The organism is Streptomyces sp. NRRL S-337, from assembly GCF_000720175.1.
Lineage (GTDB): Bacteria > Actinomycetota > Actinomycetes > Streptomycetales > Streptomycetaceae > Streptomyces > Streptomyces siderophoricus.
In genome coordinates this window covers 370,317-382,785 of the sequence record NZ_JOIX01000001.1, presented here as the reverse complement: position 1 = coordinate 382,785, position 12,469 = coordinate 370,317, and the positions used below count along the sequence as shown (strand labels likewise).

15 protein-coding genes and 1 pseudogene are annotated in these 12,469 nt (G+C 69.7%); 8 read left to right on the top strand and 8 right to left on the bottom strand.

Going from position 1 to position 12,469, the window contains the following annotated elements:
* Nucleotides 1-28: 28 nt before the first annotated feature.
* Nucleotides 29-1,246 carry a SpoIIE family protein phosphatase gene (locus IG62_RS0101720; protein WP_030796627.1) on the top strand — a complete coding sequence of 406 codons (1,218 nt, stop codon included), beginning with the start codon at nt 29-31 and terminating at the stop codon, nt 1,244-1,246.
* Nucleotides 1,247-1,279: 33 nt separating this feature from the next.
* Here IG62_RS0101720 and IG62_RS0101715 read toward each other — a convergent pair whose 3' ends face one another.
* The 4 genes from IG62_RS0101715 to IG62_RS0101700 all read right to left on the bottom strand — a co-directional run bounded on the left by IG62_RS0101715 (nt 1,280) and on the right by IG62_RS0101700 (nt 3,578).
* The gene (locus tag IG62_RS0101715; RefSeq protein WP_199812387.1) at nt 1,280-1,714 is read right to left on the bottom strand and encodes a hypothetical protein; all 435 of its coding nucleotides are present in this window, start codon (nt 1,712-1,714) and stop codon (nt 1,280-1,282) included.
* Between the two features lie 39 nt (nt 1,715-1,753).
* Nucleotides 1,754-2,260: a glycine-rich domain-containing protein gene (locus IG62_RS0101710; protein ID WP_063755313.1), complete on the bottom strand. Its 507-nt coding sequence runs from the start codon at nt 2,258-2,260 to the stop codon at nt 1,754-1,756.
* A 97-nt stretch (nt 2,261-2,357) separates the two neighbouring features.
* Nucleotides 2,358-2,906: an SRPBCC family protein gene (locus IG62_RS0101705; protein ID WP_051797409.1), complete on the bottom strand. Its 549-nt coding sequence runs from the start codon at nt 2,904-2,906 to the stop codon at nt 2,358-2,360.
* Nucleotides 2,907-2,981: 75 nt separating this feature from the next.
* On the bottom strand, nt 2,982-3,578 hold the full coding sequence (locus tag IG62_RS0101700) for a TetR/AcrR family transcriptional regulator (protein WP_030796622.1): 597 nt from the start codon (nt 3,576-3,578) through the stop codon (nt 2,982-2,984).
* Nucleotides 3,579-3,897: 319 nt separating this feature from the next.
* Here IG62_RS0101700 and IG62_RS42980 point away from each other — a divergent pair, with 319 nt between their 5' ends.
* From IG62_RS42980 to IG62_RS0101680, 4 genes are all read left to right on the top strand, one after another.
* The gene (locus IG62_RS42980; RefSeq protein WP_051797407.1) at nt 3,898-4,314 is read left to right on the top strand and encodes an effector-associated constant component EACC1; all 417 of its coding nucleotides are present in this window, start codon (nt 3,898-3,900) and stop codon (nt 4,312-4,314) included.
* Nucleotides 4,311-5,903, top strand: a complete 1,593-nt coding sequence (locus IG62_RS42975; protein WP_051797405.1) for a caspase family protein — start codon at nt 4,311-4,313, stop codon at nt 5,901-5,903. Before IG62_RS42980 ends, IG62_RS42975 begins: the two co-directional genes overlap by 4 nt.
* A gap of 292 nt (nt 5,904-6,195) precedes the next feature.
* A complete protein-coding gene (locus tag IG62_RS0101685) occupies nt 6,196-6,408 on the top strand; it encodes a hypothetical protein (protein WP_030410179.1) in 213 nt (70 codons plus the stop codon).
* 34 nt (nt 6,409-6,442) lie between these two features.
* Nucleotides 6,443-8,134, top strand: a complete 1,692-nt coding sequence (locus IG62_RS0101680; protein ID WP_063755312.1) for a DUF6895 family protein — start codon at nt 6,443-6,445, stop codon at nt 8,132-8,134.
* 195 nt (nt 8,135-8,329) lie between these two features.
* On the opposite strand, the pseudogene IG62_RS0101675 reads toward IG62_RS0101680, so the two are convergent.
* From IG62_RS0101675 to IG62_RS0101665, 3 genes and pseudogenes are all read right to left on the bottom strand, one after another.
* Nucleotides 8,330-8,545, bottom strand: a pseudogene (locus IG62_RS0101675) (pyridoxamine 5'-phosphate oxidase family protein); the annotation flags it as partial.
* Nucleotides 8,546-8,710: 165 nt separating this feature from the next.
* Complete coding sequence (locus IG62_RS0101670; RefSeq protein ID WP_030796613.1) at nt 8,711-9,577, bottom strand: NAD(P)H-binding protein; 867 nt, start codon at nt 9,575-9,577, stop codon at nt 8,711-8,713.
* Nucleotides 9,574-10,011: a nuclear transport factor 2 family protein gene (locus IG62_RS0101665; RefSeq protein WP_234326150.1), complete on the bottom strand. Its 438-nt coding sequence runs from the start codon at nt 10,009-10,011 to the stop codon at nt 9,574-9,576. Before IG62_RS0101665 ends, IG62_RS0101670 begins: the two co-directional genes overlap by 4 nt.
* 85 nt (nt 10,012-10,096) lie before the next feature.
* On the opposite strand from IG62_RS0101665, the gene IG62_RS0101660 reads away from it, so the two are divergent.
* The 3 genes from IG62_RS0101660 to infA all read left to right on the top strand — a co-directional run bounded on the left by IG62_RS0101660 (nt 10,097) and on the right by infA (nt 12,067).
* Nucleotides 10,097-10,699, top strand: a complete 603-nt coding sequence (locus IG62_RS0101660; RefSeq protein ID WP_030796609.1) for a TetR/AcrR family transcriptional regulator — start codon at nt 10,097-10,099, stop codon at nt 10,697-10,699.
* 263 nt (nt 10,700-10,962) lie between these two features.
* Nucleotides 10,963-11,760 carry a GNAT family N-acetyltransferase gene (locus IG62_RS0101655; protein ID WP_030796607.1) on the top strand — a complete coding sequence of 266 codons (798 nt, stop codon included), beginning with the start codon at nt 10,963-10,965 and terminating at the stop codon, nt 11,758-11,760.
* An 82-nt stretch (nt 11,761-11,842) separates the two neighbouring features.
* Nucleotides 11,843-12,067 (top strand): translation initiation factor IF-1, encoded by a 225-nt coding sequence (gene infA / locus IG62_RS0101650; RefSeq protein ID WP_030410176.1) that lies wholly within the window; start codon nt 11,843-11,845, stop codon nt 12,065-12,067.
* A 136-nt stretch (nt 12,068-12,203) separates the two neighbouring features.
* Here the strand turns inward: infA and IG62_RS0101645 are convergent, their stop codons facing one another.
* Nucleotides 12,204-12,413: a hypothetical protein gene (locus IG62_RS0101645; protein ID WP_030796604.1), complete on the bottom strand. Its 210-nt coding sequence runs from the start codon at nt 12,411-12,413 to the stop codon at nt 12,204-12,206.
* Nucleotides 12,414-12,469 lie beyond the last annotated feature (56 nt).

Below are 12,469 nucleotides of genomic sequence, written 5' to 3'. Positions count from 1 at the left end.
GATCGGTGTGAGAGCGGGCACAGAAGGGGTGGTCCCCGTGTCGGACCTACCGCACGCGTCCGCCGGTCCCGACACGGCCGTCGACGAGAACCGGCTGGAAGACCTGATCAACGAGGCGCAGACGGCCCTGCCGTTCGAACTGCCCGGCCTGGCGAACCGGTGCGCCTCCGCCCTCGGCCTGGACGCTGCGCTCCTCTACCTCGTCGACCTGCAACAACGGCTGCTCATCCCGCTCGACGAGGCCGCGGAGCCGCTGCTGGTGGACCGCTCGTCGGCCGGCTGGGCGTACCGTACGGTCTCCCCGCGGGTGTCGGAGGCCGACGGCGGCGTGATCGTCTGGCTGCCTCTGGTCGACGGTGCGGAGCGGCTGGGCGTGCTGGCGGTGCGGACTGCCTCGCTCGACGGGGCGCGGATGCGCCGCAGCCGGATGCTGGCCCATCTGCTCGCCATGCTGATCACCTCCAAGCGCGCCTACAGCGACTGGCTCGCCGGACTCACCCGCACCGGCACCATGCGGTTGCCCACCGAGATGCTGCGGGCCTTCCTGCCGCCCCACACCGTCGGCAGCAGCAAGTGCGTCTCGACCGCGGTCCTGGAACCGGCATACGACGTCGCCGGTGACGCCTACGACCACTCGGTGGTCAAGGACGTGCTGCACACCATGATCGTGGACTCCATGGGGCACGATCTGGTCTCCGGCCTGACCACCTCGGTCGCCATGGCGGCGGCACGGAACGCCCGCCGCGGCGGTGGCGACCTGGCCGACGTCGTCGGCTCCGTCGACCAGGCGCTCGCCCAGTGGCTGCCCGACCACTTCTGCACCGGCGTGCTGTGCCGGCTCGACGCGGTCACCGGGGTACTGCAGTGGGTCAACTGCGGTCACCCGCCGCCGCTGCTGATCCGCGCCAAGCGGGTGCTCGACGGCGTGCTGGACAGCCCGCCGCAGCCTCCGATCGGCCTGGTCGGCCAACTCGCCCCGGCAGCCCGGAAGGTTTACGAGACCACACTGGAGCCGGGCGACTGCGTCCTGCTCTACACCGACGGTGTCGTGGAGGCCCGCGACGCAGACGGTGCGGAGTTCGGTCTCGACCGGTTCACCGACTTCATCATCCGCTCCTCCGCCGCCGGTCAGCTCCCGGCCGAGGTGCTGCGGCTGCTCATCCACGCCATCCTCGATTACCAGCGCAATCAACTGCGGGACGACGCGACCATCCTGCTCTTCGAATGGCGCCCGCAGCACCGGTGACGCGGTACGGCACCGAGCCTCGCACCGCCCCCGTCAGCAGTTGGGTACCCGGTCGGGGGAGACCGCGCCACCGTCGCTCATGATGGATGTGCTGGCGTCGATGTAGCCGGATCCGCCGTCGTAGGAGATCTTGTACGTCGCGCCGTAGCCGAATCCGGTCGCATCCGTTTTGCCTGGCGTGTAGCACTCGACCGTTACCGGTGTGAGCGTGGTCAGATCGGCGATCGGGCTCTGGCCGCGGGGATCGGCGTCCGGCCAGACGGAGACCTTGTCGTAGTTTCCGATCTTTCCATCGACGCCGCACCCTGCCAGCACAGCCGTCGCCAACCCGGCTGCTACGACCGACACCACCACGCTCCGTTTGCGATTCACTCGTGCCCCCGTCCTTCCGCCCGTGCGGAATCCGTTGCGTACAACCACTGCCAGTTCGATGCCCTGCCCATGGCAAGGCCGCACCTTGTCGTTCAAAGCCTGTGGCGAGTTGGAGGTCTGAGGGGGAACGACAAGCTAGTCGCCCCCTCCCCCGCCACAGGAAGAGCCGCACGACGAACCGCACGACGAGCCACAGGTCGGAGTGGAACAGCCGCCGCCCGGATGGGGCCGCCGCCGGCACCTCGCCCCCGTCGGGACCAGTGCGCTTGTCGGCACCGTCCACAGTTCCGTGTCCGCGCTGAACCCCGCCTCTTCGATCAGGGCCACGGTCCGCAGGTGTGCGCCCGGGTCGTGATCGGGGGCGTCCGGCCCGTCGGGGTGGTGGTGTACGAAGTGCCCGAGCCGGGCGCACAACTTGGCGTACAGCGCCGTGTGCAAGATGAGGGCGTGCCACCCCTCGTCGACCATGCGCGAAGGACGGATGGACGTCGTCGGAAACTTCGCGGCGGCCACGACGAACTTGAGGGCTTCTTCCACGACGCGCCTGGCCGTGGGCTCGTCCATGTCGGGGTTGTTGTCCATGACCGTGGCGACGACACCCCTGAACGCGTCAGGAGCGAGTAAGTCACGTACTTCGTGCATGTCGTGTCTTCCTTCCTGGTGTGATTCCTCCGGTGCCCGCCTCGCCCGTCCGACCTGCCAGGATTGATCCGGCCGGGGCGGGAGTCGCCTCGCTGGGTCAGCCCGCTGGCCGATCACTGCGCTGCGAGCTGCCCGCCACGCTGGGCCGGGGTGACTCCAGATGGTGCTTGAGGCGCTGCAGTGTGGTGCCGATGTGGGTGTGGTTGACGCCGATGCGGTCGAAGACCCCGGTGATCAAGATGGCCAGGGGAATGAACCACAGGGGCACCCGCGTCCAGGTGGTCTCGGTGACGGTGCAGCCCTTTGCTGTGGGTGCGATGTCGTACTGCCAGCGGGAGATGGGGACTCCGAGCGGCGCCGTCACCTCGTAGGCGAAGCGTCGGCCCGGATCGGCATCCGTGATACGGCAGGTGGTGACCCAGCGACGCAGGCCGTTGCGGTTGTGGCCACGGAAGCGGGCGCCCACCGCCGGTGCGGTGGCTCCGCCCAACCAGTGGGCACGGTGGGCCTCTTCGGCGAGGCGGATCATGACGGGCGGATCACTGACGACGCGATACGCATCAGCCGGGGTCGCCCTGATGGCCACTGCGCCCCTGGCCGCGGGGTCCGGGAATCGCGGAATGCGCGACAGGCGCAGCACGGGCATCGGAGCCTCCTCGACTGATGTAATCATTGATTACATCAGCGCGTGGAAGGGCGGTCAAGGCCCTGCGCAAGCTGGTCAGTTGGCGATGCCGAAGCCCAACATGTCCAGAACCTGCACGGCCAGCTGCTCCGCCCGATCCGGCGGCAGATACCCGTCAACGATCATCTGGGACAGGCCGTAGACGATCGCCTGACCCGCGAGACCCACCAGCGCGGGGTCGCCGGGACGCAACACACCGGCCTCCTGGTCGGCGACGATGATGTCGGCGAGAGCCCGCTCGATGTCGGACAGTCGCTGCTGCAGTTCGGCGGGCCGACTGGCGCCGAACACCCTGGTCTTGAGCAGCTCGAAGCGGCGCGGGTAGCGGATCGCGTAACGGACGAAACCCAGGCCGAATGCGCGCATCCCGGAACCCTCGACGTCTGCGACCATTCCGAGCTGCCACTTCTCGAAGTCGGCCAGGATGCGGTCGGCGACCGCGGTCAGCAGCGCCTGACGGTCCGCGAAATGCCGGAACGGCGCTCCTGGCGACACCCCTGCCCGGCGCGCGACTTCCCGTACGGTCACATGCTCCGTCCCGCGCTCGTCCAGGAGCTCGATGGCCGCGGCGGTGAGCGCGGCGGGGAGGTCGCCATGGTGATAACCAGCGCGTTCAGTGGACTTGCCCTTCATGTACGCAGTGCTACCACACGCGTGATCGCGACTGACCGGCGCCCTTGACCGCCCCTGCCGGGACTGCTGCTCGTCGGGCCCTCGCGGACCACTGGGCCCCCAGCCGCGCGGCTTGAGCAAGGCTCCGTGATGCGGGTTCACGGTGCCCGTGCTGGGCGGCGAGGCGGAGGTCCGGGGCGGGGAGAGGGACCGGCCGCGAGCGCCGGCCGTGACGGGGAAACGGGACATCGGCGCCCCCTGATCGTGCCAGGATGGCAACGGCCACCTGCCGTGGCCACCGCTGTGCGGGAGACGGATGGGGCTGTGGGGAGATGCCGCCATGGGGGAACTGACACTGACCGTCCAAGCGCCGGACGCCGAGGCGTGCTTACGGGCGCTGCACCAGTGGCTGTCGGCCGACAACGGGCTGCGCGGCCGGGTGCGCCGGCGGCACACTCCGCCCTCGCCCGGCCACATGGGCGGCAGCGCGGACGCACTGACCATCATCCTGGGCTCGGGGGGCATCGTCGGGCTGATCGCCCCGCTGTGTGCCTGGCTCACCAGCCGTCGCAGCGACATCGCCGTCACGCTGGAGGCGGACGACGGCCGTAAGGTCACCCTCGACGTCAAACGCGCCACCGACGAACGGGCGGTGATCCGCGAGGCGCAGGAGGTGTTCCGTTCGCTCGCCGAACGGCCCGAAGCGCATCCTGGCGAACAGGGATACGGCGCGCACCCCGCGGGGCGGGGAGAATGAGCGGGCACACGGCCGGTCCGAGACTTCCGCACGGCCCCGCCAGCCGGGCCGTGCTCATCGGAACCAGCCGCTTCAGCAGCGCCGAACTTCCCGACATGCCCGCCGTGGAGGCGAACCTCCGGGCGCTCCAGGCCGCGCTGACGCACCCCGCGCACGGCCTGCTGGCCCCCGAACACTGCCGCGTGGTGTCCGACCCCGCGGACCAGGCCACTGTCGGTGCGGCGCTGAGCTGGGCGGTACGGGAGGCGGACGACCTCCTGCTGGTCTACTACGCCGGGCACGGGGTACTGGACGACGACGGGCTGCTGCACCTGGGCCTGCGGCACACCGACATCGACCAGGCCGGCTTCTCCGCCGTGCCGATCGAGCTGGTCAAACGCAATGTGAGCGACGCGCGCGCCGCCTACCGGGTGCTCCTGGTGGACTGCTGCTTCTCCGGGCGGGCGATCTCCGCGATGTCCTCGCCGGCCGGACTGGCCCTCGGGCAGCTCGAGATGGCCGGTACGTATCTGCTGACCGCGTCCACGAAGACGACTCCGGCCCACGCCCCCCAGGGCGCCGCCCACACCGCGTTCACCGGGTCCCTGCTGACCGCCCTGGCCCGTCCGGCCCCGATGACCCTCGACGAGATCCACGCCCATGTCGACCGCGAACTGCACGGCCGCGGGCTGCCGCGGCCGCAGCGTCGGGCGGCGGGGAACGCGGGGTCGCTGGCGCTGGTACGGGGGTGGTCGGAGCGGGCGGCGGGGGCGCCGCGGCCCGCGACCCCTCCCCGGCCGTCGGCGCCGCCACCGCCCCCTCCCCCGTGGCACGACCCGGAAGCGGGGGTCTTCCGCCTCGGCCCGCCGGCGCCCGCTCCCGTACGCCCCCGCCGCCGCGGCGCGGTGGTCGCGGCCGCCCTGACCGGTGCGGCGACGGTGCTCCTGGCGGTGTCGCTGGTCAAGTGGCTGCCGGGCACCTTCGGGGACGATGACCGCGGGGGCGGAGGCAAGGCGGGGCCTCAAGGCACTCCGACCAACCAGCACAGCAAGGCGCCGTCCCCCCAGGGCGGCAAAACGCCGATCGCGGCGTCGCCCAGCACCCAGCCGTCCCACCGCACACCGTCCGAGCCGAAGGCGGTGTACCGCAACAAGCGCCTGGTGATCCCGGGCCCGTCGTGCGGCCTCGGCAGCGATCAGCTCCTCGATCTGGACAACGCCACGGTGGCGAAGGGAGACCTCTACAGCGGTGCGAACGGCAACGTCGACCTGATCTACGGCGGTTGTCTCGGCGAGGGCAGCAGTACCGCAGGCGGCATCAAGCTCAACGACGCGTCCACGGTGATTCGACTGGGCCAAGCTGACTCCGGCACCTCCACGGCAACTGCCTGCCGGGCCGCGGCCAACGAGCGCGCCGTCCCCCTGCCCGTCTTGTCCAAGGACCTCGCCGCCGGGACGATCTGGTGCCTGATCACCACGGACGACAGAGTGGCCAAACTGACCATCACCAAGGCCGGCGTGCCGTACGGCCAGGGCTTCATCGGCAGCGGGGCGGGCAATCCCACGCTGGAGCTGATCGCTACGTTGTGGGAGAAGGCGGAGGGGGCATAGGCAATTCCGGCCTGCGACAGCCGGTCAAAGGGGCTCGGCTCGGACGACCACACGGTCGGATTCCCATGTCGCACTTGGCAGTTGGACCGGCCTCAGATCCGCTGAAAACACCGACTGGCCGGTAACCCTTCGGAAACGTTGAGCCAACCGGGTGATTTCTCCGTGGGTTACACGTGGCTTACCTGGACCTATCGAATCGTCCCTTTTCCGGGACAGCCGAAAGTCGTGACAAGTCCCTCACGCAAACGCGACACTCGATATATCCATCCGAACCACTCCGAAGGAGTAACCCATGTCCTGTCCTCCCCCTCCGGTCGATGCCCGTAAGGCGTTAGATTTCCTGCGGACGAGCGGACTTGTCGACCTCCGCATTCCGCTGGAGCAGGTCGTCGACCAGGTCAGCCAACTCGACGACGTGGCCGGCTACGTACTCGCCTGGGAGCGATATGTCCTTGTGGTCGCCAACCAGGTCGCGGAGTGCGACGACGGCGCTGCGGGCAACTGAGCCATTGACCACGCCGACCGCCGGGAGGCATCCGATGGACACGACGCACCCCGGTGACGGCTCGTCACAAAGGCGCGCGGTGGAGACCCGGGCTGTCGCCTGGCTCGCTGCGCGCCGGGGGCTCATCGATCCGGCCGAAGCCGCCACCGACCGGGTTCTCTTCGCCCGCAAAGCCCTTATCGAGACCGCGTTCCTTGTGGGGCTCCGGGCGCGCCTCGACCCCGAACCATTGGACGGTCACTACACGGCCCTCCTGGATCAGGTCGAGGAGATCGCGGCCCGTCCCTCCTATCGGGAGCTGATCGCCCGGGACGAAGCTGCCCTTTTGCTGTACGCGGGGACCTATGCGGCACTGCGGCTCTGCGGACGCGACGACCCGGAGTTCCGGCGACTCCTCACTCAGGCAGCTGCCGGAGGATACGCGACGGTCTTCGAGCGGATCCCGTACCGGCAGCTCGATCTGCTGCACACCCTGGAGTTGTGCGGGGTGCCGCACTCGCTGCCGGCCATGGACGAAGTCCTGCCGTTCACCTTGCTCTGCAACAAACCGAATGTCGTCAAACTCGCCGAGCGCGACATCTACGCCATCACCCACACGATCTTCTACGTCACGGATTTCGGTTTGCGCGAGCCGCGTTGGCCCCGGGGTTTCGTTCCGGGCGAGGCGGTGGAACTGCTCGAAGCACTCCTCGTTCTCACCCTTGACCAAGGGAATGCCGACCTGGTGGGAGAACTTCTGTGCTGCCTGTTGTGCCTCGGGGTGCGAGAATCCGAGGAAGCCCGCCGGGCATGGGAGTTCCTCGCGGCGGCACAAGAGGCCGAGGGGCGGGTCAACGGGCCACCTGGCGTGGTCCACCCCGGACTCGCCGACGGCGACGAGGCGTACCAGCACTGGGCCACCGGCTACCACACCACCATCGTCGTGGCCCTGGCCGCGCTCCTGGACCGCAGCCCCAAGGTGCTGCGCAGGCAGCGACCGTCCGCGCCGAACCCCCGCCTCAGCGTGGAGCAGCCGCTGCGGCGGGCAGTGGTGTGGCTGGCGGACACCGGTCGGCGCCACGACCCATCCGGATGTCTGCCGGCCGCAGCGGCTGTCGCGCATGCGGCCGAGGCTCTTGGCGAACCCGAGCTCGCTCGTCCCCTGCTCCTCGATTTCTCCGAACGTCTCGCGGACGCGGAAGCGGACGTGTGGCAGGGACACGGGATGGAGGTCGTGGGTGAATTCGCGTTCGGTCTGCGGGCGCACGGCATCACGTGCCCGTCACTCGACAGGTTCTTCAACTCCACCGCCGCCGCCGTCGAACTCCTCGACAAGGTTCCGCCACAGGCGGCGTCCAACGTCCAACGCCTCGTCGGTCTGGGCCTGATCGCTCCTCGGCGTGCGGCCGCACTGATCGACGCCGGAGCCGACGGGCCGCCTTCCTTGCCGGAAACGTCCGCCGCTGAATTGCTCGTTGCCTGCAAGAACTACCACCTGGGGCACGTCGCCGGCATCGTCCGGGACCGGACCCGTGCCGGGCTGGCGCAGCACCGCGTCACCCGCGACGCCCTCGCCTTCCTCCTCGCCCAGCAGAGCTCGTGCGGTGCCTTCGGCCGGCCGGCCTGCGACGATCGGGCAATCCGCGAACGCACGATGCTGTCGTGGACCCAGAGCGTGGTCACCACCCTGGCCACCGCGCACACCGCCTGCGGTACACCCGTCACCGCACTCCAGAACCGCCCCTGACTGGGGAAACCCGGGACGCACTCCGCGAGCACACCACGCGGTTGGTCTGAGACCGCGGCAACGGGAGCGCTCGTGGCCGCCTGACGTGGGTGTGGCCGCCGGACGTGGGGGGGGGTGGACATCTACCGCCCCGGCCTCGATGACGTAACGCCTGAGCATCTGGCCGGAGGAGCCCGACTACCCGTCCGATCTGGTTCAGAACTGACGTGGCGCGAAGCCCTCGCGCCGCAGCCAGTGCTCGGTATAGACGATCCGTTCCGCCTCGATCACGACGAGTGGTCCCGACGGCGGTTCGTCGAGAGAACGCGACCGCTCGACGTGGTCGGACTGCCAGCGGAAAGCCGGCCAGTAGTGCCCAAAATCAGGGTCGTCTTCGGACAGCACCCGAGCCTGTCCGAAGAGCTGAGCACCGGAGTTCGGGCAGCGCCAGTCATCGACAGTCGCTGTCGCTTGAAGTGAACGAAGCCCATCAAGGCACCACATCGATTCCCATGGTGTCTCTTCCGACAGCGGGACGGTTCCGGGATCGTCTGCTCGGCGCGCCCCAACCATCGCCCCAGGACACGTCGTGGAACATCAACTGCTTGATCGCAGCTCCCTTTCCGCGACGTCGCGAAAGGTGCGCGCGGGCCGCCCCGTGACGCGCCGGATGGAGTCGGTGACCCGGTCCTCCGTGCCCTCGGCGATCGCCCGGTCCATGCCGGCCAGCAGCACGGCGAACTCCTTGGGCATCAGCTCGGCGAGCCGGTCGCACATCTCCTCGTAGGACAGCGGACGGTGGACCACTGGCCGGCCGGTGACCTCGGTGACGACCGTGGCGATGTCGTCGTAGCTCAGCGCCTCGGGCCCGGTGAGGAGGAGATCGTCGTTGGGGGTGTGCTCGTCGGTCAGGGCGCGGACGGCGACGGCGGCTATGTCGTCGGCGTCGACGAAGCCGACCCGGCCGCTCCCGGTGGCAGTCCAGATGGTGCCGTCGGCCCGGATACTGAGGGCATGCATGTGGCTGCCGGTGAAGTTCTGCATGAACCAGGACGGCCGCAGCACCGCCCACTCGTCGAAGATGCCCGGCAGTGCCTGGTGCACCAGGCCCACGGCCGGCCCGCCTTTCGGGATGGAGGAGGCGCTCAGGAGCACCGCGCGCCGTACGCCGGCGGCGCCGGCCCGGCGCAGGAAGGGCAGGACGACGGCCGCGGGGTCGGGCTCGCCCACGGGCGGGATCACATAGACGCGCTCGGCGCCGTCGAGGGCGGCGTGATGGGTGTCGGCGTCGTACCAATCGAAGATGACCGGTTCGGCGCCTGGCACCGGTGTGGCCCGGCGGCTGGCCGCCTTGACCGCGTGACCGGCGGACGTCAGCTGTGCGGCGGTGCGGCTGCCGGTGGTGCCGGTGGCACCGATGACCAGCGTGGTGCCGGTGAGCTGAGGGGTGCCGGTGGCGCTCATCGGCTGCTCCCTGCGAAGTCGATGCCCGGTTCGAGGACGGCGAGGGGGTTCCAGTAGTCGCGGTAGGAGGTGATGCGCCGGTCCTCGACGGTGACGACGGCGATGTACGTCATGTCGAAGGGGCGGTCGGTCTCCACCAGCCGGCCGACACCGCGCATCTCGACCACGATGGTCCGCGGCTCAGTGGTTTCGTGGATCCGCAGGTCGACTTCGGGGAAGTCGTACAGGTCGATCCGGTCGGGGTAGGGGCGCATGTAGGCGGCGATGGCCGCCCTCCCCTCCAGCCGTGTGGGCCAGCCGGATGGCGCGAACGGAAACTCCATCACGCCGTCCTCGGCCCACAGGCCGACCCAGCCGGGGATGTCCTTGTCGAGCAGGAGTCGCAGGCTGTGGCGGAACAGATCCGCGGGAGAGATCGAAGCGGGTAGGGGCACGGGTATCCTCCGTCTCATAGAATACGGACCCTGGGTCCGGTTCGACGATACGGACTCCGGGTCCGCTTTTCAATGGAGGAGTCACGTGGCCGAGCGCAAACCCCGCAAGGACGCCGCCCGTAACCGGAAAGCCGTCCTCGAGGCCGCCGATGCCCTCTTCGCCCGCGCCGAGCGCCCTGAGGACCTCACGATGGCCGACATCGCGGCGGCGGCCGGGGTCGGCAAGGGAACCCTCTTCCGCGCCTTCGGCGACCGCGCCGGCCTGCTCCGCGCGCTGTACGAGGCCCGGCTCGAACCGGTCAGGGAGGCCGCGGAGGCGGGCCCGCCACCCCTCGGGCCCGCCACCTCACCGCAGGAACGCGTACCCGCCCTGCTCGACGCCATCCTGTGCTTCAAGCTCGACAACCGGCGCCTCGCGCTGGCCCTGGAGGAGAGCGGGAGCAACAGCCTCTACCAGGCGGAGCACTACGAACGGTGGCACGGCCTGCTGCGCTCCATGCTGGAGCAGATCCCGGGCCTGGACGACGCCGCGTTCACCGCGCACGCCCTGCTCGCCGCCACCCGTGCCGACCTCGTGGAGCGCCTGGCCGACCAGGAGGGCACGCCGCGCGAGCGGCTGCGTGACCAACTGGCAGGCTTCGCCACCAGAGTGGTGTCCTCCGACCCGGCCACCTCCCGCCACGACTGATCAGCCGGGACCCCCTCGTGGCCGTAGTCACGCCTGCGAGCAGTGCGTTCGGCCCATGTCCGGGGCGGCCGACCATGCCCGGTAAATGGGTTGGGACCACAGAGCCCCGCTGGTACCGTCCAGGCAGCCGTGAGAGAACGCGAGGAGGTGAGACCCATGAAGGCTGTATCCATGTGGGTGCTCCCCCTTTTCGTCACGGTGGGCGATTGACGTAGGTGTCGCCGGGAGCGCCTCGGACAAGGCACTCCTGAGAGGCAACACCTATGAACTTTGCGCATTCCACTTCGGGCACGGGCAACCACGCAGTCGTGGTCACACGGGCTTCGGACATGCAGTGGCTGGCCGTGGAGGACGACCGGGAGGTCGGCCGCGGCGACGCCTCGCGCCGACCCGACGGCCGGCTCTTCCTCAGCATCGACGCGTGGCACGGCGCGGTCTTCGACCGCATCGCCGACGCGATTCTGGCGGACCTGCCGACACCTCTGTACGCCGTCGTCGACGAGGCCGATCACGACTCGCGGTCCGCCTGGGAGCGGGCCGGCTTCACCGCCGCACGTCGCGAGTGGGGCTATCGCGTGCCCACCGCCCCGGAGGTCACCGGGCTCGGCTCGGTGCGGCCCCCGTCCGGCGTGACGATCGTGCCCGCCGGCAAGGCGGAGGAGGACCCGTTGCGCGCCCTGGACCGCATCATCCGCGACGAGGTCGAGGCCACCGCCGGATGGCACACGATGCCGGCCGAGGTGCTCCCCCGCCCGGTGGGGACCACCGTGGTCGACCCGTCGAAGTACGCGGTGGCGCGGCACTTGGACCGGTACGTGGGACTGGTCCGGGTGGCGCCGCTGCCCCGGCAGCCACGGATCGGCCTGATCGCCGTCCGCGCCGACAGTCACCGCCGCGGCATCGCCCGGGCGTTGCTGGCCCACACGCTGGGTTCGATGCGCCGCACCGGGATCGCTTCGGCATGGGCCGAGGTGGACGAGTCCAACGCGGCGGCCCTCACCCTGTTCGAGAGCATCGGCGCCCGGCGCGCCGCCGGCACTGTGGAGCTCGTCCGCCGCTGACGCTCCGCCACACCGCAGCGAGCGGCCAAGTCGAGCCGTAGCAGAGCGAATACAACGCCACAGAAGAGAGAAGTGAGAGACCATGACAAAAACAGCAGGGGGCGTAGAAGTCGAAGGCACCGTCGTCGAGTGCCTGCGCAATGCCACCTTCAAGGTGGAGCTCCAGAACGGGCACACGGTGCTCGCCCACATCAGCGGAAAGATCCGCAAGAACTACATCAAGATACTCCCCTACGACCGGGTGCTCGTGGAACTCAGCCCCTATGACCTCACCCGCGGCCGGATCCGCTACCGCTACCGGTCGTAGCGAAAAAGCCGGCCAGGTCAACCCGTAGCGACGCGCCCCGCGCTGGACGGTCCGACACCGTCCGGCCGGGCCGTCGGACGCGCGGCGGCGCGGGAGTGGTCGGATCCGGTGCTGCTTGCGCGGCCCGCTACGGCGGTCATCCGAGGAGGTCGCTGACGGTGGTCGTCAAGAGCGCCAGCAGCGACAGGGTGGCCGCAAATGCCATCCCCGCCCGGCTGACGGCCGCTGCCGGGGATGCGCCTTCCCTGCGGGCGAGGAAGCCGGCGGTCACGGCTGCGAGCACGGCGATGATCACGGCGACGGAGACGGCGAGAACGGTGACCGCCACCACGACGGAAATGGGCACGGCAGGCTCCTTTTCGACTGCTTGTACCGGGGGCCGATGCGGCGACTTTGCCCAAT

Bases quoted from the DNA above. Each gene is read 5' to 3' on its own strand.
- IG62_RS0101710 (WP_063755313.1), bottom strand. From the start codon at position 2,260: ATGCACGAAGTACGTGACTTACTCGCTCCTGACGCGTTCAGGGGTGTC.
- IG62_RS0101705 (WP_051797409.1), bottom strand. From the start codon at position 2,906: ATGCCCGTGCTGCGCCTGTCGCGCATTCCGCGATTCCCGGACCCCGCG.
- IG62_RS0101700 (WP_030796622.1), bottom strand. From the start codon at position 3,578: ATGAAGGGCAAGTCCACTGAACGCGCTGGTTATCACCATGGCGACCTC.
- IG62_RS42980 (WP_051797407.1), top strand. From the start codon at position 3,898: ATGGGGGAACTGACACTGACCGTCCAAGCGCCGGACGCCGAGGCGTGC.
- IG62_RS42975 (WP_051797405.1), top strand. From the start codon at position 4,311: ATGAGCGGGCACACGGCCGGTCCGAGACTTCCGCACGGCCCCGCCAGC.
- IG62_RS0101685 (WP_030410179.1), top strand. From the start codon at position 6,196: ATGTCCTGTCCTCCCCCTCCGGTCGATGCCCGTAAGGCGTTAGATTTC.
- IG62_RS0101680 (WP_063755312.1), top strand. From the start codon at position 6,443: ATGGACACGACGCACCCCGGTGACGGCTCGTCACAAAGGCGCGCGGTG.
- IG62_RS0101670 (WP_030796613.1), bottom strand. From the start codon at position 9,577: ATGAGCGCCACCGGCACCCCTCAGCTCACCGGCACCACGCTGGTCATC.
- IG62_RS0101655 (WP_030796607.1), top strand. From the start codon at position 10,963: ATGAACTTTGCGCATTCCACTTCGGGCACGGGCAACCACGCAGTCGTG.
- infA (WP_030410176.1), top strand. From the start codon at position 11,843: ATGACAAAAACAGCAGGGGGCGTAGAAGTCGAAGGCACCGTCGTCGAG.